Source organism: Variovorax humicola, from assembly GCF_037889915.1.
In the GTDB taxonomy this organism is placed as follows: Bacteria; Pseudomonadota; Gammaproteobacteria; order Burkholderiales; family Burkholderiaceae_C; genus Variovorax; species Variovorax humicola.
Genome location: NZ_JBBKZV010000001.1, coordinates 396,007 through 412,785, shown reverse-complemented (window position 1 = coordinate 412,785; position 16,779 = coordinate 396,007). Strand labels below are relative to the sequence as shown.

Annotated in this window: 23 protein-coding genes; 10 read left to right on the top strand and 13 right to left on the bottom strand. The window is 64.7% G+C overall.

Annotated elements, in window-relative coordinates:
* Positions 1-16: 16 nt before the first annotated feature.
* From secB to WKW80_RS01965, 3 genes are all read right to left on the bottom strand, one after another.
* Positions 17-478, bottom strand: coding sequence for a protein-export chaperone SecB (secB, locus tag WKW80_RS01975; protein ID WP_340361838.1), 462 nt, complete (start codon positions 476-478; stop codon positions 17-19).
* 110 nt (positions 479-588) lie between these two features.
* Positions 589-849, bottom strand: a complete 261-nt coding sequence (grxC, locus tag WKW80_RS01970; protein ID WP_340361837.1) for a glutaredoxin 3 — start codon at positions 847-849, stop codon at positions 589-591.
* 8 nt (positions 850-857) lie between these two features.
* Entirely contained in the window at positions 858-1,265 is a 408-nt protein-coding gene (locus WKW80_RS01965; RefSeq protein ID WP_340361836.1) for a rhodanese-like domain-containing protein, read from the bottom strand.
* Between the two features lie 93 nt (positions 1,266-1,358).
* Here WKW80_RS01965 and gpmA point away from each other — a divergent pair, with 93 nt between their 5' ends.
* From gpmA to WKW80_RS01950, 3 genes are all read left to right on the top strand, one after another.
* Positions 1,359-2,102 carry a 2,3-diphosphoglycerate-dependent phosphoglycerate mutase gene (gene gpmA, locus WKW80_RS01960; RefSeq protein WP_340361835.1) on the top strand — a complete coding sequence of 248 codons (744 nt, stop codon included), beginning with the start codon at positions 1,359-1,361 and terminating at the stop codon, positions 2,100-2,102.
* 103 nt (positions 2,103-2,205) lie between these two features.
* Complete coding sequence (locus WKW80_RS01955; protein ID WP_340361834.1) at positions 2,206-3,648, top strand: S41 family peptidase; 1,443 nt, start codon at positions 2,206-2,208, stop codon at positions 3,646-3,648.
* Between the two features lie 66 nt (positions 3,649-3,714).
* Positions 3,715-4,473, top strand: coding sequence for a HesA/MoeB/ThiF family protein (locus tag WKW80_RS01950; protein ID WP_340361833.1), 759 nt, complete (start codon positions 3,715-3,717; stop codon positions 4,471-4,473).
* A gap of 6 nt (positions 4,474-4,479) precedes the next feature.
* Here WKW80_RS01950 and WKW80_RS01945 read toward each other — a convergent pair whose 3' ends face one another.
* Positions 4,480-6,471, bottom strand: a complete 1,992-nt coding sequence (locus tag WKW80_RS01945) for an AsmA family protein (protein ID WP_422822845.1) — start codon at positions 6,469-6,471, stop codon at positions 4,480-4,482.
* A gap of 210 nt (positions 6,472-6,681) precedes the next feature.
* On the opposite strand from WKW80_RS01945, the gene WKW80_RS01940 reads away from it, so the two are divergent.
* Complete coding sequence (locus WKW80_RS01940; RefSeq protein ID WP_340361831.1) at positions 6,682-7,080, top strand: response regulator; 399 nt, start codon at positions 6,682-6,684, stop codon at positions 7,078-7,080.
* Between the two features lie 19 nt (positions 7,081-7,099).
* On the opposite strand, the gene WKW80_RS01935 is transcribed toward WKW80_RS01940, so the two are convergent.
* Positions 7,100-7,732 (bottom strand): response regulator, encoded by a 633-nt coding sequence (locus tag WKW80_RS01935; RefSeq protein ID WP_019656595.1) that lies wholly within the window; start codon positions 7,730-7,732, stop codon positions 7,100-7,102.
* A gap of 107 nt (positions 7,733-7,839) precedes the next feature.
* On the opposite strand from WKW80_RS01935, the gene WKW80_RS01930 reads away from it, so the two are divergent.
* The 6 genes from WKW80_RS01930 to WKW80_RS01905 all read left to right on the top strand — a co-directional run bounded on the left by WKW80_RS01930 (position 7,840) and on the right by WKW80_RS01905 (position 11,432).
* Complete coding sequence (locus WKW80_RS01930) at positions 7,840-9,192, top strand: CHASE3 domain-containing protein (protein ID WP_340361830.1); 1,353 nt, start codon at positions 7,840-7,842, stop codon at positions 9,190-9,192.
* A 207-nt stretch (positions 9,193-9,399) separates the two neighbouring features.
* Complete coding sequence (locus WKW80_RS01925) at positions 9,400-9,564, top strand: DUF1328 domain-containing protein (protein WP_340361829.1); 165 nt, start codon at positions 9,400-9,402, stop codon at positions 9,562-9,564.
* Between the two features lie 60 nt (positions 9,565-9,624).
* Positions 9,625-9,996, top strand: coding sequence for a hypothetical protein (locus WKW80_RS01920; protein ID WP_340361828.1), 372 nt, complete (start codon positions 9,625-9,627; stop codon positions 9,994-9,996).
* A gap of 56 nt (positions 9,997-10,052) precedes the next feature.
* Complete coding sequence (locus WKW80_RS01915) at positions 10,053-10,433, top strand: hypothetical protein (protein WP_340361827.1); 381 nt, start codon at positions 10,053-10,055, stop codon at positions 10,431-10,433.
* Positions 10,423-10,887: a hypothetical protein gene (locus WKW80_RS01910; protein ID WP_340361826.1), complete on the top strand. Its 465-nt coding sequence runs from the start codon at positions 10,423-10,425 to the stop codon at positions 10,885-10,887. Before WKW80_RS01915 ends, WKW80_RS01910 begins: the two co-directional genes overlap by 11 nt.
* Entirely contained in the window at positions 10,884-11,432 is a 549-nt protein-coding gene (locus WKW80_RS01905; RefSeq protein ID WP_340361825.1) for a ferritin-like domain-containing protein, read from the top strand. Before WKW80_RS01910 ends, WKW80_RS01905 begins: the two co-directional genes overlap by 4 nt.
* A gap of 227 nt (positions 11,433-11,659) precedes the next feature.
* On the opposite strand, the gene WKW80_RS01900 is transcribed toward WKW80_RS01905, so the two are convergent.
* From WKW80_RS01900 to nudB, 8 genes are all read right to left on the bottom strand, one after another.
* On the bottom strand, positions 11,660-12,148 hold the full coding sequence (locus WKW80_RS01900; RefSeq protein ID WP_340361824.1) for a BON domain-containing protein: 489 nt from the start codon (positions 12,146-12,148) through the stop codon (positions 11,660-11,662).
* An 84-nt stretch (positions 12,149-12,232) separates the two neighbouring features.
* On the bottom strand, positions 12,233-12,430 hold the full coding sequence (locus tag WKW80_RS01895) for a CsbD family protein (protein ID WP_340361823.1): 198 nt from the start codon (positions 12,428-12,430) through the stop codon (positions 12,233-12,235).
* Positions 12,431-12,550: 120 nt separating this feature from the next.
* The gene (locus tag WKW80_RS01890; protein ID WP_340361822.1) at positions 12,551-13,375 is read right to left on the bottom strand and encodes a DUF429 domain-containing protein; all 825 of its coding nucleotides are present in this window, start codon (positions 13,373-13,375) and stop codon (positions 12,551-12,553) included.
* On the bottom strand, positions 13,376-14,257 hold the full coding sequence (locus tag WKW80_RS01885; RefSeq protein ID WP_340361821.1) for a DMT family transporter: 882 nt from the start codon (positions 14,255-14,257) through the stop codon (positions 13,376-13,378).
* A gap of 4 nt (positions 14,258-14,261) precedes the next feature.
* Entirely contained in the window at positions 14,262-14,684 is a 423-nt protein-coding gene (locus WKW80_RS01880) for a BLUF domain-containing protein (protein WP_340361820.1), read from the bottom strand.
* Between the two features lie 91 nt (positions 14,685-14,775).
* Positions 14,776-15,510, bottom strand: a complete 735-nt coding sequence (gene folE / locus WKW80_RS01875; protein ID WP_340361819.1) for a GTP cyclohydrolase I — start codon at positions 15,508-15,510, stop codon at positions 14,776-14,778.
* A gap of 43 nt (positions 15,511-15,553) precedes the next feature.
* Complete coding sequence (locus WKW80_RS01870; protein ID WP_422822839.1) at positions 15,554-16,300, bottom strand: endonuclease/exonuclease/phosphatase family protein; 747 nt, start codon at positions 16,298-16,300, stop codon at positions 15,554-15,556.
* Entirely contained in the window at positions 16,297-16,758 is a 462-nt protein-coding gene (nudB, locus tag WKW80_RS01865; protein ID WP_340362191.1) for a dihydroneopterin triphosphate diphosphatase, read from the bottom strand. Before nudB ends, WKW80_RS01870 begins: the two co-directional genes overlap by 4 nt.
* Positions 16,759-16,779 lie beyond the last annotated feature (21 nt).

The window sequence follows — 16,779 nt, the reverse complement described above, 5'->3', positions numbered from 1 at the left end:
GACGGGGCGGTATGGCTTACTGCGTGACGGCGGGCGCAGGCTGGACGGCGGCCTGGGCTTGCTGCTGCTCGTACATCGCCTGGAAATTGATTTCGGCCAGGTGCACAGGCGGGAAGCCGCCGCGCTGGATCACATCGGCCACGTTGCCGCGCAGATACGGGTACACGATTTGCGGGCAGGCGATGCCCAGGATCGGGCCCATCTGGTCTTGCGGCAGATTGCGCAGTTCGAAGATGCCGGCTTGCTTGGCTTCGACCAGGAACACGGTCTTGTCCTTGACCTTGGTCTGCACGGTGGCGGACACGGTCACTTCAAAGATGCCGTCGGCCACGGGCTGGGCGTCGACGCCCAATTGAATGTCCACGGTCGGTTGCTCGGCCTCAAGCAGGATGGCGGGCGAATTGGGTTGTTCCAGCGACAAGTCCTTGAGGTAGACGCGTTGGATCTGGAATACGGGGTCTTGGGAGTTGTCTGCCATGCTGAGCTTTCGATTGTCAAAATAGTGCCCGCCGCGGAGGTCCCCCTGCGGGCTTTTTAGGAGCCTTGGATTATGGCCTGCCGCCCGTAGGGATCGGGCTCGACAGACGGTCAGGAAGCCTGCAAGAGAGGCACCAGCCCGCCGCGACCATCCAGAGCAATAAGGTCATCGCAGCCGCCGACGTGGGTCTCGCCGATGAATATCTGCGGCACCGTGCGCCGCCGCGTGACCTCCATCATCGTGGCGCGTGCCTCGGGGTCCATGTCGATGCGGATTTCCTCGATCTCGGCAACACCCTTCGATTTGAGGATTTGCTTTGCGCGAATGCAGTAGGGGCAAACGGCGGTGGTGTACATCTTGACGGGTTGCATGTCCGGATTCAGGCCTTTTCGATGGGCAGGTTAGCGTCTTTCCAGCCCTTGAGTCCGCCAGCGATGGCTTGGGCCTGTTCATAACCCAGCTTCTTGGCGGTGGCCACGGCGCGGTTGGCGCGGGCGCCGGTGGCGCAGACGAGGATCAACGGTACGGTCTTGTTCTTGACGGCGCCCGGGAGCTTTTCCTCGAGCAGGTTGAGCGGCACGTTCTTCGAACCGGTGACGTGGCCGGCCGCGAATTCCTCCGGCTCGCGCACGTCCACCACCTGCGCGCGGGCCCGGTTGATCAGCTGCACCGCCCCCTGCGCCGTCAGCGTGCCGGTGTTGGCGCCACGCAGCAGAGGCCAGGCCAGCATGCCGCCCGAGCTGAGCATGATCAGCAGCAGCATCCAGTTGTCGACGATGAATTTCACGATGTTCCTTGGGAAATTGGGATTGGCAAAGGCTGGGATTTTAGAATGGCGGGTTCCGCAGACCCTGCACCCCAACGCCAAAGGCCCTCCCACATGCACAAGCTGGTACTGATTCGCCATGGCGAATCGACCTGGAATCTCGAAAACCGCTTCACCGGCTGGACCGACGTCGACTTGACCGAAACCGGCATCGAGCAGGCCAGGCAAGCCGGCCGCCTGCTCAAGGCGGAGGGCTATGAATTCGATGTGGCTTACACCAGCGTGCTCAAGCGCGCCACCCGCACGCTCTGGCACACGCTCGACGAACTCGACCGCACCTGGCTGCCGGTCGTGCATTCCTGGCGCCTGAACGAGCGGCATTACGGCGGCCTGCAAGGCCTGAACAAGGCCGAAACCGCCAAGAAGTATGGCGACGAGCAAGTTCTGGTCTGGCGCCGAAGCTACGACACGCCGCCGCCGCCGCTCGCAGCCAACGATCCGCGCAGCGAACGCAGCGACGTTCGCTATTCCAAGCTGACGCCCGACCAGGTGCCGCTGACCGAATGCCTGAAAGATACGGTGGCGCGCGTTTTACCCTTCTGGAACGAATCGATGGCCCCGGCCATCCGCAGCGGTCGCCGGCTCGTGGTGGCAGCGCACGGCAACTCGATCCGGGCACTCGTCAAGTACCTCGACGGCATCTCCGACAGCGACATCGTCGGGCTCAACATACCGAACGGCATTCCGCTGATCTACGAGCTCGACGACGAACTCAGGCCGCTGCGCAGCTACTACCTGGGTGATGCCGAAGCGGCTGCCAAGGCCGCCGCCGCGGTCGCGTCCCAAGGCAAAGCATAAAACCACATCTGTTGACAGTTGCGCGGAACCACACACGGCAATCTTGTTCGAAGGTGTGTATATTGGTTCGGGCCTCAACGCCGACACTCTCAGGAAGCTCCACATGGGCCAAAAACTCAAGACCACCGGTTGGGTTGCAGCAGGCGTAGTTGCCGGCGTTCTCACCACCGTTTCACTGCAAACCGTCGCGCGCGGTTCATTGGCCCCGTTGCCGCTGGAAGAACTCCAGCAACTCGCCGCTGTCTTCGGCATGGTCAAGACCGACTATGTCGAGCCTGTCGACGAGAAGAAACTGATCTCCGACGCGATCTCGGGCATGGTGGCCGGGCTCGATCCCCACTCCCAGTATTTCGACAAGAAGTCCTTCAAGGAATTCAAGGAAGGCACGAGCGGCCGCTTCGTGGGTGTCGGCATCGAAATCTCGCAGGAAGACGGCCTCATCAAAGTGGTGTCGCCCATCGAGGGCTCGCCCGCCTTCCGCGCCGGCCTCAAGCCGAATGACCTGATCACCAAGATCGACGACACCGCGGTGCGCGGCCTGAGCCTCAACGAGGCCGTCAAGCGCATGCGTGGCGAGGCGAACACCAAGGTGCTGCTGACCATCTTCCGCAAGGACGAGAACCGCACCTTCCCGGTCACCATCACGCGTGAGGAAATTCGCACGCAGTCGGTGCGTGGCAAGATCATGGAGCCGGGCTATGCGTGGGTCCGCCTGTCGCAGTTCCAGGAGCGCACGGTCGACGACTTTGTGAAGAAGATCGACGAAATCTACAAGCAGGACCCGAACCTCAAGGGCATGGTGCTCGACCTGCGCAACGATCCTGGTGGTCTGCTTGACGCGGCCGTCGCCGTTTCCACCGCGTTCCTGCCGCAAAACGTGACTGTCGTGTCGACCGACGGCCAGTTGGCGGAAAGCAAGTCCATCTACAAGGCTTCGCCCGAGTACTACCAGCGCCGTGCCGGCAACGACCCGCTGCGCAACCTGCCGGCCGCGCTGAAAAACGTGCCGCTGGTGGTGCTGGTGAACGAGGGCTCCGCTTCAGCCAGCGAGATCGTGGCCGGCGCGCTGCAGGACCACAAGCGCGGCACCGTCATGGGCAGCCAGACCTTCGGCAAGGGCTCGGTGCAGACAGTGCGCCCGCTCGGCCCCGACACCGGCCTGAAGATCACCACCGCGCGCTACTACACGCCAAGCGGCACCTCGATCCAGGCCAAGGGCATCGTGCCGAACGTGCTGGTCGACGAGAGCGCCGAAGGCAGCCCGTTCGCCGCGCTGCGCATGCGCGAGGCCGACCTCGACAAGCACCTGAACAGCGGCCAGGGTCCGGAAGACAAGAGCCCCGAGCGCGAAAAGGCCCGCGACGAAGCCCGCAAGCGCCTCGAGGAAGAAGCCAAGAAGCCGCCGCAAGACCGCAAGGTGCCCGAGTTCGGCTCCGACAAGGACTTCGCGCTGATGCAGGCCCTGAATCAGCTCAAGGGCCAGACCGTGGTGGTCAGCAAGACGCAGACCATCATCGAAAACAAGGAAGAGAAGAAAGAGAACTGATCTCCCCGCCATCGGCCTCCTCGGAGGCCGATGTTTCTTGGGGGGACAGGTTTCCTGCCGGGCTGTATGGAAGACCACGACCTGTTGCGCTACTCGCGCCACATCCTGCTGGAAGAGTTCGGCATAGACGGCCAGGCGCGGGTTTCGGCAGCGCATGCGCTGGTGATCGGGGCCGGCGGGCTGGGTTCGCCGGCAGCGCTTTACCTGGCGGCCGCGGGCGTCGGCAGGATCACGCTGGTCGATGACGACGTCGTCGACCTCACCAACCTGCAGCGTCAGATCGCGCACACCACGGCACGCGAGGGCCAGGCCAAGGTGGCATCGGCGGCCGCGGCGATGCTTGCGATCAACCCCACGATCGCGGTCGAAACGCTCGCCGTGCGTGCCGACGCCGATGCGCTGGACAGGCTGGTCGCAAGTGCCGACGTGGTGCTCGACTGCAGCGACAACTTCGTGACACGCCAGGCCGTCAACCGCGCCTGCGTGGCCCATGCCAGGCCGCTGGTGGCGGGCGCGGCGATCCGTTTCGACGGGCAACTCAGCGTGTACGACGTGCGCGATGCAGCCTCCCCCTGCTATGCCTGCCTCTTCCCGCCGGACGCCGAATTCGAGGAAACACGCTGCGCCGTGCTGGGGGTGTTTGCGCCGGTGGTCGGCACCATCGGCACCTTGCAGGCACACGAGGCGCTCAAACTGCTGGCGGGCATTGGCGGCTCGCTGACCGGCCGGCTGCTGATGTTCGATGGGCGCGCCACGCAATTCGATACGCTGCGCACCGTGCGCGACCCGCAGTGCAGCGTCTGCGCGCAGCGGCCGGCCTCCTGAAACTGCTCAGTTTTGCGGCTGCCTTGCACCGGTGGCCTGGGCAGCGCCTTTCGCGGCCTCCGCGGTACCCGGCTTGCTTGCCTCGGCCAGCACGGCCTTGCAATCGGCGTCCGCGCCCGGGCCGGGCTCGAAGGTGGCGGCCAGCGACAGTAGCGGCGTGATGGCGCCGAGCGCCAGCGCGGCCAAGCCACGCGCGGCCAGCGGGCCGGGCTCGACGCCGATCGTCGGCGAGCCGAAGCTGCCGCCGATGATCAACGGCGTGCGCAGCGAAAGAATGCTCTTGTCCTTGGGCCGCTGGTCGATCACGAAGCGCATGGTCTCGGTCGCCAGGTTGGCTTGTCCGGTGGCGCGGAACACCGTGTCGGTGGTGTCGAACACCAGCCCGCGGCCCTGCGCGACGCCCTTGTTCACGTCGAAGGCCACGGCGGCGCAGCGCAGCGTGACGGTTTGGTCGCCGCGCAGGATGAACTTGATGATTTCGCCGCCGTCGAGCCCCGCAAACTCGAGCAGAAGGTTGCTGAACTCGCCACGCCCGGTAATGGCCGCCACGTCGCCCGACGCGGCGCCGAGCCAACTCGCCACAGATGTCCCGCGGCCGGACAGGTTGATGCGGCCGTCGAGCTTGCCGAAACTGGTCTTCAACGTTTCGACCTTGGGAATCAGCCGGTTGATCTGCATGCCGCGAACGTCGAGCGATGCGCGGATGTCCGCCGGAACCTGCCGGGCGTCGATGCGGATCGCGCCAGCCACCTTGCCATTGGCCACGCCGAGGTCGAGCGGGTCCAGCGTAAGCACGCTATCGAGCAGCTTCACATGAACGCTGCCGCGGTCGAGCGGCACGTCGCGCACGTTGCGGATCTTGTCGGCGGTGTATTGCACGTCGGCATTCATGGCGCGCAGGCGCTCGAAGTCGAGTGTGGCGGTCGGCAACACCTTGCGGCCGGCGTCGCCGCGCCGGCGCTTGACCTGCGCGATCGAGGGCGGCGGCTCGACGCCCTCGATGGCTTTCGCGGAACGCTCTGTCGGCGGGAGACCGATCAATGGGCCGAGGTCGTCCATGTCCAGCACCTTCGAGCGCAGCTTGCCGCCGAGTTGCGGCGTCTTCGGTGCCTGGTCGAACCGCATGTCGCCGCCGATGTCCGACAGGCCGAGCCGGCCTTGCAGGCCCTTGACTTCCCATAGCTTGGCGCGCTTTCGCAAGTCCCCGCTGAGCGCATAGGGCGAGGTGTGCGGCAGCGCGATGCCGAGCAGCGGAAAGAGGTCGCCAAGCGTCTGGCCCTTGAGCTGGAACTGCGCGTCGATGCCGTCCAGGTCGGCCAGCGCGGCGACGGTGCCCTTCGCCGAAAGTTGGGTCTTGCCGGCGGCGGCCTTGATCTCCAGCGGGAATGGCGGCTGGCCCTCCGAGGTGAGTTGCAGCACGTTGCCAGTGCGGCCTTCGGCGGTCAGCGGCTGGCGCTTGTATTTGCCCTTGATCCGGAAGTCGAGCGGGAGTTCGCCACGCGCGGTGTCATAGGTGAAGTCGGCATGGATGTCGACGCCAAGGTGCTCGGCCAGGAAATCGACGCCACCGCCATCGACCTGCAGCAGGCCGATGGTCGGCACGGTGGAGGTATCGCCGGTGTCTTTCCCGAGCGCCCAGGTGCGCCGGCCGTCTTCTTCCATTTGCAGGCTGATCGTGGGCGAAATCAGGGCCAGCCGCGGTATCACCACATGACCCGAGAGCAAAGGCCAGAGCCTGATCTCGAACTCGGCCCGCTTCGCCCGTACCAGATAAGGCTCGCGCGCCCACGGGGGATTGGCGAAGTCGACCCCGTCAAAAATGATGGTGGCGCCCCGCCAGCCCGGACGCACGGCCAATTGCCGCGAAATTTCGAACTGGCGCCCGGTCTTCTCGCTCACGTAGCGATTCAGCGGCACGCGCATGACGTCCCACGGAAAGAACAGCACAACCAGCATGAGCACCGCCAGCAGCACCGCGCACGCGACCACCAGTCGCATCCAGGGCGACGACGGGTGGCGTGAAGGTTCTGGGGCGGCGACCATATCGCCACGCTACGGCAAGGAAGGCGCGCACGAGGTCGGCCCGAGGCCGCAGCAAGTGTGGGGTAATGCCTACCATTCAACCGATGGTGGGAATGGTCCTACAGCCCAAGGGGCCGCCAACTTGCATGATGTGAACTACCACAAGCGGGAATAGGCAGCGCGGGCATGGCCCAGACATTGAAGACCTTTATCGTCGAAGACAACCAGACGATTCGCGAGAACCTTGCGGGCACGCTTGAGGAGTTGGCTGCGGTCACCGCCATCGGGTACGCGGCAACCGAGAACGAAGCGCGTGCATGGCTGCGCGCGAACCGCGAAGCATGGCACCTGGCGATCGTCGACCTGTTCCTGAAACAGGGAAGCGGGCTGGGCGTATTGCAGGAAATCCTGGTGCGCCAGGCTTGGCAGCAGGTGGTGGTGCTGAGCAACTACGCCACGATCGAGGTACGCAAGCGCTGCGCCGCGCTGGGTGTGGATGCCGTTTTCGACAAATCCAATGAAATCGACGCGCTGGTCGACTATTGCGTCGCGCAAGCCGCGCGGATCAACAATCCGGGTGGCTGAGCTGAACGCAACGCTGAGCTCAATCGATCAGCTTGTTCTTCAGCGCGTAGTACGTGAGGTCGCTGTTGGACGACAGATTCATCTTCTCCATCAGGCGCGTGCGATAGGTGCTGACCGTCTTGACCGACAGCGACAGGGTCTTGGCGATGTCGCCGGCCGTCTCGCCCTTGGCCAGCTTCAGGAAGACCTGGAACTCGCGCTCCGACAGTTGCTCGTGCGGTGCGGCGTCGTCCTTGCGGTCGAGCTGGCGGGCCAGCAATTCGGCCACTGCCGGCGTAATGTAGCGCCGGCCGAGCGCGATGGTGCGGATGGCGTTGACGATCTCGATCGGGTCGCATTCCTTGTTGAGGTAGCCGCTCGCGCCCTGGCGGATCAGGTTCATCGCGTAATGCTCTTCGGGATACCCGCTGAGGATCAGGATGCCCACGTCGGGCGCCTTGGCGCGGATCATGGCGAGTGCGTCGATCCCGCTCTGGCCGGGCATCGAAAGGTCCATCACGAGCACATCGAGTTCGGTGGTCCGCACCAGTTCGATGGCCTCGCGCCCGCTGGCCGCTTCGCCCGCCACGCGCAGATCCACATGCTCGGAGAAAAACTGCCGCAGCCCGGAGCGGACAATGGCGTGGTCATCCACAATGCCGATCTTGATCATCATTTACTTTCGAGGTTTCCTGTCGGTCTTGCGCGCCGCCATTTGCCGCTCCCCGTTCGGCGTCGATTATTCCCGAATTTGAGTTCGGCACGTTCCGCGGAGACCTCATGCGCTGGCTAGCGTTACCCAGGATTGCCCTCAGCTTGACGCTCGCGGCATTGGCTGCGCTTGTGCTGATCGGCATCAACGAGGCAGGATATCGCGAATCAAGTTTCGCATTGCAGGAAATCAGCGAGGCGCAGCGATCCCGGCTTGCGCTCAATAACCTGCTGCAGGATATTCTCGACGCCGAGACCGGCCAGCGCGGCTATCTGCTGACCGGCGAAGTTCGTTATCGCGAACCTTACGACACCGCGGTCACGGAAGTCGGCGGCAACCTCGCCACCCTGCGCGCCCTCTATGCCGACCGGCCCGATGAGCGCGCGCGCCTTGAACAGTTGGCCGACCATGTCGCGCGCAAGCTGGCCGAGCTGGATGTGAGCGTCCGGCTGCGCGAAAAAGGCAGCGAGGATGCGTGGAAGTTCGTGTTGACCACCGACGTCGGGCGTGAGGAAATGAACGCGATCCGCAGCCAGGCCACGGAACTCGTTGCCATCAGCAACCGTTCTCTACTGGTGGCCCAGACGCAGATCTCCAAGTCGCTCAGGCTGGCGCGGCTGGGCATCGCAGTGGTGGCGTTCGCGGGGCTGGTCGCGCTGTGGCTCTACCTGAGGCAAACCGAAGCGCTGCGGTCCGCCGGCGAGCGCCAGCAGGAAGCATTGCAACGCGAGCGCAATGCGCTCGAGGCCGAGGTGAGCGAACGCACCGCGTCCCTGACCGAACTCGCCACCCACCTTCAGAATGTGCGCGAGACGGAGCGCGGCTTTCTTGCACGCGAGCTGCACGACGAACTCGGCTCGCTACTGACCGCCGCCAAGCTGGACGTGGCGCGCCTCAAGTCACGCCTGGCCGATTCGCCCGACGCCGCACAGCGCCTGCAGCACCTGACCGAACTGCTCAACAGCGGCATCGCGCTGAAGCGACGCATCATCGAGGACTTGCGCCCCTCCTCGCTGTCCAACCTGGGGCTGGTGGCGTCGCTCGAAATCCTCGGACGCGAATTCGCCGACCAATCGGGCATTCCAGTCGAAATGGCGCTGGAGCCGGTGACGCTCGACGAATCGCGGGAGCTCACCATCTACCGCATGGTGCAGGAGTGCCTGACCAATATCGGCAAGTACGCGCAGGCCACCGAAGCGACCATCGTGCTCAAGAACTACGAAAACCATGTGATCGTCGAAGTCAGCGACAACGGCAAGGGCTTCGACATGAACAGTGTTCGCCCGTCGACGCACGGGCTGGCCGGCATGCGGCATCGCGTGCAGGCGGCCAACGGCAAGCTCACGGTGGCCTCCCGTCCCGGAGAAGGTGCACGACTGACCGCCATGCTGCCCGCGTCGCGAGACCGCGACCGGACATGAGCCACACCACACACGAGCCGCAGGCGAGCCCCCATGAGCCGCCATGAGCCGGACGTTGCGGCTGCCACACGTGGCGCCTCTCCTACGCTCCTCACCCCCGGCTGCTGACAGGTCATCAGAAGGCCGCCCCGTAGTCTTGCGACTGGCCGTTCAAGTCTTGAACGTCTTCATCTCAACCTCGAGGGCAACCTCGGTCTGGAGTTCGACATGTTGCACTATGCAGTCGTTTTTCTGGTGATCGCGTTGATCGCCGCGCTGTTCGGGTTCGGCGGCATTGCCGCCGGCGCGGTGGGCATCGCCAAGATACTTTTCGTCATCTTTCTCGTGCTCGCGCTTGCAAGCCTCATCGCTGGCTTGATACGCAGGGGCTAGCGCCGCTACGATTCGAACCCTGTCTTCATAACAAACTTCATTTTCAGGAAAGGAACCACCATGAACGCAACTGCCAAGACCGCTTCGCAACTGGCCGAGGATGCCCGCCAGGTGGCGAACGATGCGGTCGAATCGACGCGCGCCTATGCGCAGAACGCCGTCAACGCCGCGGGCGAGAAGGTGCGCGACCTGCGCGGCTCGATGGAGCCCGGGGTCGAGCAGCTCGCCAACCGTGTGCAGCAAGCCGTCCAGCGTGGCCTCGATTCGGCGACAAAAACCGGCGCGCGCGCCCAGCGCCAGCTGGGTCAGGCCGCCGATGTGACGGGCCGCTACATTGCGGACCAGCCGGTGCGCTCGGTCCTGATGGCGGCCGCTGCGGGCGCCGCGATTACGGCGCTGATCGTGCTGGCCAGCCGCCGCCGGGACGATTGACCGATGAATTGAGGTGACCCGCCAGCGTCCGGTAATCGCAGCAACTCCCCAGCACCATGCTCCATCCGATTTTCTCCACGGTGCTAGGGCACCCCGAACTCTTTGCGGACCATCTGGCGAACTACGCCGCGCTCCTTCGTGAGGAAGGCGCCGTCGCCGGGCGCGCCATCGTCGCCCGGCTGGTCGCTGGCGTGCTGGCCGCGGTCAGCGCCATGCTGGCCCTCGGCCTCATCGGCATCGCCGTGATGCTGGGGGTGCTGCACGGCAGTTTTCACTGGGTGTTGGTGGCGGTGCCCGCCATCGCGGTGCTCCTTGCCGTGATGGCAGGCCTTTATGCCAGCCGAACCACCCCGTCGCACGCTTTCGAGGAAGTGCGCGCACAACTCGACGCCGACGTCCGCGCGCTGCACATTGCCGGAGAGCGCGATGCCCATTGATCGCAACGCACTGACAGCACAACAGCGCCTGGCCATTTCGCGTCGTGCGCTGGTCAACGCCCTCAATGGCGGCACGCCGCCCGAGCTGCCGTCGCGGACGCGTTTGAACCCCTCCGGCCCGACTACGCCAGGGCATGGGCTGTCCGGATTCCTCAACAAGTTCGAATGGGCAGCGGTCGGACGAAAGGTCGTCGAGCGCTGGTGGCGCCGCCATCCAGCCAACGCTGCGAGCCAGCTGGCCCGCCCATTCCTCGATCGATATGCGAAGGAACAGCCCGCCAAGCTCGTGTTGATTGCCGCGTCGACGGGCGCGCTGATCGTGTTGGTAAAGCCCTGGCGGCTTCTGTCGGTCACGGCTGTGGTGACTGCCCTACTGAAGTCGTCTGATATTGCTGACATGGTGACGACGGTGATGCAGAAAAACTCGTCAGTTCCACGAAAGGACGAAAAATGACCACTGCGACTCTGGAAGCGCCTGTCGAGCATCTGGTGCTGGACGAAAAGGCATTGAAGGCGGCATCGAGCAGCCTCGACGAAGGCGCGGTGACGCCGAGCTACGGGCCCTGGCGCGACGACATCGTCAAGCTGCTGAACGACGCACTCGCGACTGAGTTGGTGTGCGTGCTGCGCTACAAGCGCCATTACTTCACGGCCGATGGTGTGCAGTCACCGGCGATCGCCGATGAGTTTCTGGTGCACGCGAACGAGGAATCGGCCCATGCCGACAAGATCGCCGAACGCATCGTGCAGTTGGGCGGTGAGCCGGACTTCAGCCCTGATTCGTTGCAGGGTCGCAGCCATGCGCAGTACGACGATTCGAAAGACTTGCAGGCGATGGTGCGTGCCAATCTCGTCGCTGAACGCATTGCCATCGAGGCCTATCGCCAGATGATCTCGTTGATCGGCGACAAGGATCCGACAACGCGCCGCATGCTCGAGGAAATCCTCACGCAGGAAGAAGAGCATGCCGATGAACTGAAGGATTGGCTTGGCCACTGAACTGCGCTTCAGTTTTCACGACGCTATCGCGTGACCCGCGACGCATTGAATCCAGGACGAGCACGGCGAAGTCTGTTCGTGGGCACCCGCGGAACCGGCTTTGCCGGGCCGCTCGGTGCGCCCCCTCGAGGGGGAGGCGCCGCAGGCGCTTCGGGGGTGTTTCTTTCCAATGAAAAAAGCCCGGCACCGACCGGGCTTCTTTGATTGCGCGAGACGCGGCTGCCGGACTACATCTTTACTTCGAGCCTGTTGTCGACCGAACTCACGCCTTCTACGCCCTTGGCAATGGCTTCGGCCCGCGCCTTGGCGGCCGCGCTCGGCGCGGGTCCGTTGAGCGTGACCATGCCGCCCTTGGTGTCGACATTGATCTTGATGGCGCTCAAGTCCGGATCCTTGGCCAGACCTGCGGAAACCGATGCAGTGATGGCCGCGTCGTCCACCTTGCCCGCGACGGTGGAGCTCGCGTCCTTGACGGCTTGCTTGGCATCGGTGGCGCCCTGCTTCATGCTCGATTCAGCGGATGCGGCGCCTGCCTCTGTCTTTGCCTTGGCATCGGCGGCGGCTTCCTTGGTGTTGGCGACGGCCGAGTCGACCTTTTCGCCCATGGTGGTCTTGGGTGCCCTGTTGTCGCATGCGCCCAGTGCCAGAGCGCTGCCGGCGACAAGCACCGCGAGCAGGGTATGTGATCGCACCAGATATCGGTTCGATGTGTTCATGGCATATACCTCCTGAGATTCAATGATCGATGACAGGCATCGAGGCGCGGCGCGGCGCAATGCGGCCGGCTGTGTGGCTGTGTATCAGAGCTTGTCGGCGCCCGACTTGATCGAGTCCTTGAGCTTTTCCTTGGCGTCGCCATAACCGCTCTGCACCTTGCCGGCGGCCTGGTCGGCGATGCCTTCTGACTGCAGCTTTTCGCTGCCCGTGACCTTGCCCGTCACTTCCTTGATCTTGCCCTTCGCGTCCTCGACGCGTCCTGCAACCTGGTCCTTGTTCATGGCGTTCCTTCCGTTGGGTGGTTTCAACTGATCCATGGCCCGGATCCGGGCCACTGGGTCAATCTAGACGCCCACACCTGTCGCGCGAGGGGCACAACGCCCGACCTGCTGTAGGACGGGTCAGGCGCTGACGATCCAGCCCTCGAGCGGATCCACGCCAGTCGGCAAGCCCCAGCCCGGCCGGACCGACGCCCAGGCCGTCTGCACGAGGCAGAGCACTGCATCGAGCCGATCGCCCTGCGCGTCTTCCAGCAAGGCACTCCGCTGGGGCGCTTCCAGCGCCAATCGGATGCCCAGGCGCGCGCTGCCGGGCGTACGGAGTGCATCGAGCAGATCGGCGCGTGCGGCCCGACGCTCGAGTGTTTGCCTTGCCCGGTCGTCAGCCTTGTAGCTGCGCCGGCCGATCAGTTCGCGCGCCAGCAGGCCCGGATAGGCCTCGAGCGCAATCCGCGTGGCCTCGGTATCGGTCAATGCGTCATGGGCCGGCAGCCGCGCGCCCGCCGCCAGCAAACGCGGCACACCGGCATGGAGCATCAAGGCCACGGGCGGATTGACCCACTTCATCGAAGGGCTCGAACGCGCCGGGCCATCCGTCGCGCGATGCGCAAACTTTTCGCCGGCCGGCCGTGCTGCGCAGAAGGCGGCAAACTCGGCCCGGATCTCGGCGCGGCTCAGGCCCGCGTAATGCGCCATCGATGCGGGCCACTCCGAGGGCCAGCCCAATTGCTCGACCAGTGCGCGCGGCAGGCCGAATGGAAAGTCGAAACCGCCCACCCAGGCCGGTAGGCTGGCGAGCCATTCGCCCCACGCATCGAGCGTGGCAAAGGTGTGCAGTTGCTCGAGCGAGACGACGTCGCCGTCCAGCGCGCCTTGCGCAATGACGATGGGCTTGCGCGTCGTCGGCGCACTCGAAAAATCGCAGCCGAACAGCAAGGCCACCGCCACTCAGCCGAGCGCCAGTGCAATCACGCCGGCAGCGATGAACGCCGCCCCGATCAGCCGCAGCAGCCGATCGCCCTCCTGCAGCAGATGCCCGCCGATCAGCGCCGCGAACAGCATCGACACCTCGCGCGCCGGCGCCACGTGCGAGATGGGGGCCTGCTGCACCGCATACAGCACCAGCACATACGACACCGGGCTGATCACCGCCACCAGAAGCGCATATTTCCATTGCAGGCGCCAAAGCCGCGCCGCCTCCGCGCGGTTGCGCAGCGCCGCGGGCAAAAGCAGCAGCACGCGGACAAAGCCGCCGAAGTAGTCGACCAGGATGGGCGACATTGCCACCACCTTGACCGCGTAGCTGTCGGTCACGGTATAGGCCGCGATGAAAGCGCCGGTCAACACGCCATAGCGCAGGCCCTTGTGCACGCGTTCGCGCCGCGCCGGGTCTTGCGTCGCGCGCCAGAGTTGCGGGCCGCCCGCGATGAGAAACACGCCGAGGACCACCCCGACAATCCCCGCAAACCCGGCAAGGCTGATGCTTTCACCGAGGAACAGGATCGCGAACAGCGAGGAGAGCAAAGGGCCCGAGCCGCGTGCCAACGGGTACACCACAGTGAGATCGCTCTTGCGGTAGCCGCGCAGCAAGGCGACGTAGTAGACCACGTGCAGCACGCCGCTGGCGACGACGAAGGCCCATTCGGTCCAGCCCCACAGCGGCACGACATGCCACCCCATCGCGATGCCAAGCGGCGCCCAGACGATCATCAGGAACACGCCGCTTTGCAGTGCGAAGCGCGCGTCGCCGTTGGCCTTCTTGGCCGCGATATTCCAACTGGCGTGGATCACGCCGGCCAGCAAGATCAGCGCGAAGGCGGAAAGCGGCAAACCCTCAGGGCCGGCCGACGATCGCGGCGGTTGCCATCAGTTCTTCGAGCAGCGCCATCGACGCCTTCCCGGAGACGGCATACGGGTCCAGTTCGGGCTTTTCGAAGTAGCGTAGCAACGTGGCCTGGTGCACCTTGGTGAGATGGACTTGCCCCATGGTCCAGCCACCAAAACGGCGCTCGCCGATTTCCTCGTAGGCCAGCAGCATCACGTCCTTGTGGCGCGAGTCTCGCTGGATGTGGCCGTAGAGCTCGCTGACCTGCATCCGACCGCCCTCGATCGCCTGCAGGAAGATGCCGGCGCCATAGCAAAGGATGCCCGTGATGCCGCACGAGGTGTTGTGTACACGCGATTGCGCAAGGATCGCGTCGACGGCGGGCGCGCTGCTGTCGGCGGCGCGGCTGGCGTAGAGGAGGCGGACGAGCATGTCAGGCCTCCCGCCGGGCCGCCCCAAGGGAGGCCTGCGCGCCCTCGAGGGGCGGCGAGTATACGCAGTGACGGAGAGTGGGGGTCATGACTCAGCCTTTTCGGGGGAGAAGAGACAGGAACTCACGCCGCAGCGATGAGTCCTTGAGGAACACGCCGCGCATGACCGAGTTGATCATCTTGCTGTCCATCTCCTTTACCCCGCGCCATTGCATGCAGAAGTGCTCGGCCTCCATGACCAGGGCCAAGCCGTCGGGCTGGGTCTTCTCCTGGATCAGGTCGGCCAGTTGCACCACGGCTTCTTCCTGGATCTGCGGCCGGCCCATCGTCCACTCGGCGAGGCGCGCGTACTTGGACAGGCCGATCACGTTGGTGTGCTCGTTCGGCATCACGCCGATCCACAGCTTGCCGATGATCGGACAGAAGTGGTGGGAGCAGGCGCTGCGCACAGTGATCGGGCCGACGATCATCAGCTCGTTCAGGTGCTCGGCATTGGGAAATTCCGTCAGCGAAGGCGGTGGCACGTAGCGGCCCTTGAACACCTCGTTGAGGTACATCTTGGCGACGCGACGCGCGGTGTTGTCGGTGTTGTGATCGTTCTCGATGTCGATGACCAGGCTTTCGAGCACGGCCTTCATCTTGACCTCGACCTCGTCGAGCAGCGCCTCGAGCTCGCCCGGCGCGATGAATTCGGCAATGTTGTCGTTGGCGTGGAAGCGCTTGCGCGCCGTCAGGAGGCGCTCGCGGATTTTCACCGAAACCGGTGTCCCCTCGTCCTCGTCTGCCCCGCCTTGGGGGCGCTCTGCAACGTCGATTTTCTTCAGCATCAGCGCATCCTAACCGCGCCGCGCAGGCGGGCGGAAACAGCTATCATTTTGATAGCGAAAAGTCGGTGACCAGCGGCAGGTGATCCGACATGCGTGCCCAGATCGGCCCACGCGGGACATGGCAAGCCGTGGGCGAAAGGTGGCGGCCATAGATGAAGTCGAGTTGCGTCACCGGCAATCGCGACGGGTACGTCAATATGCGCGGGCCCGGCAGCTCGTGCGAATCGCGCAGGCCCATCGCATTCATTGCCGAGCGCATGCGGGCGCCCCAGTCGTTGAAGTCGCCGGCCACGATCACCGGCTCGCCCCGCGGCACCTCGCGCGCGATGAACTCGTTGAGCTGCGCCACCTGCCGGACCCGGCTTCCCTTGATCAGGCCCAGATGCACCACGATGGCGTGCACCGGCTTGCCCTCCACTTCAATCACCACATGCAGCAATCCGCGCTGCTCGAAGCGATGGTCGGATATGTCCTGATGGCCCTGGCGCAGCACGGGCCATCTCGTGAGCAACGCATTGCCGTGCTCTCCGTGCCGCGTGATCGCATTGGTTTCGTAGACCGCCGTATAGCCTTCGGGCGCCAGGAAATCGGCCTGCGGCATCTGGGGCCAGCGCGTGAAGCGCGCAGCGGCCTGGCGGTTCATCTTGCGCACTTCCTGCAGGCAGACGATGTCGGCGTCGAGTTGCTCGATCGCATGGCCGAGGTTGTGGATCTCCAGCCGCCGCGCAGGCCCGATACCTTGCACACCCTTGTGGATGTTGTAAGTTGCGACCCGCAAGTTCATGCTCATGGCGCAAATTGTGGCAGCAACAGGATGGCTTCTGCGTTCGACGGGGAAAAGCAGGCGTCCGCCGCTTGCCGGTACGGCAGCCATTGCCAGGCGGTGTGCTCATGCGGGTTCAGCACCGGCTCGATGCGTTCCAGCACGCACAGGCCAAACAGATGCTCGGTGTTGCGCGTCACGCCCGGGGCGTAGCGGGCACGCCAGCGTGGATAAATCTCGTAGATGTTTTGCAGCCGCCAGTCGACCAGTCGGGCGGACAGCGCGCTGCCCTCGCCGCAGAGGATGCCGGTTTCTTCGGCGACCTCGCGTGCCGCCGTGAGACGCAACGGCTCATCGACGAGATTCTTGCTGCCGGTGACCGATTGCCAGAACTCGTCGGCGTCGGCGCGCTTGATGAGCAACACGTCGAGTGCGGGCGTGTGGATGACGACCAGCACCGACTCGGGGATCTTGTAGGGAAGCATCAGCTTGGCGGGCAAGAGGTT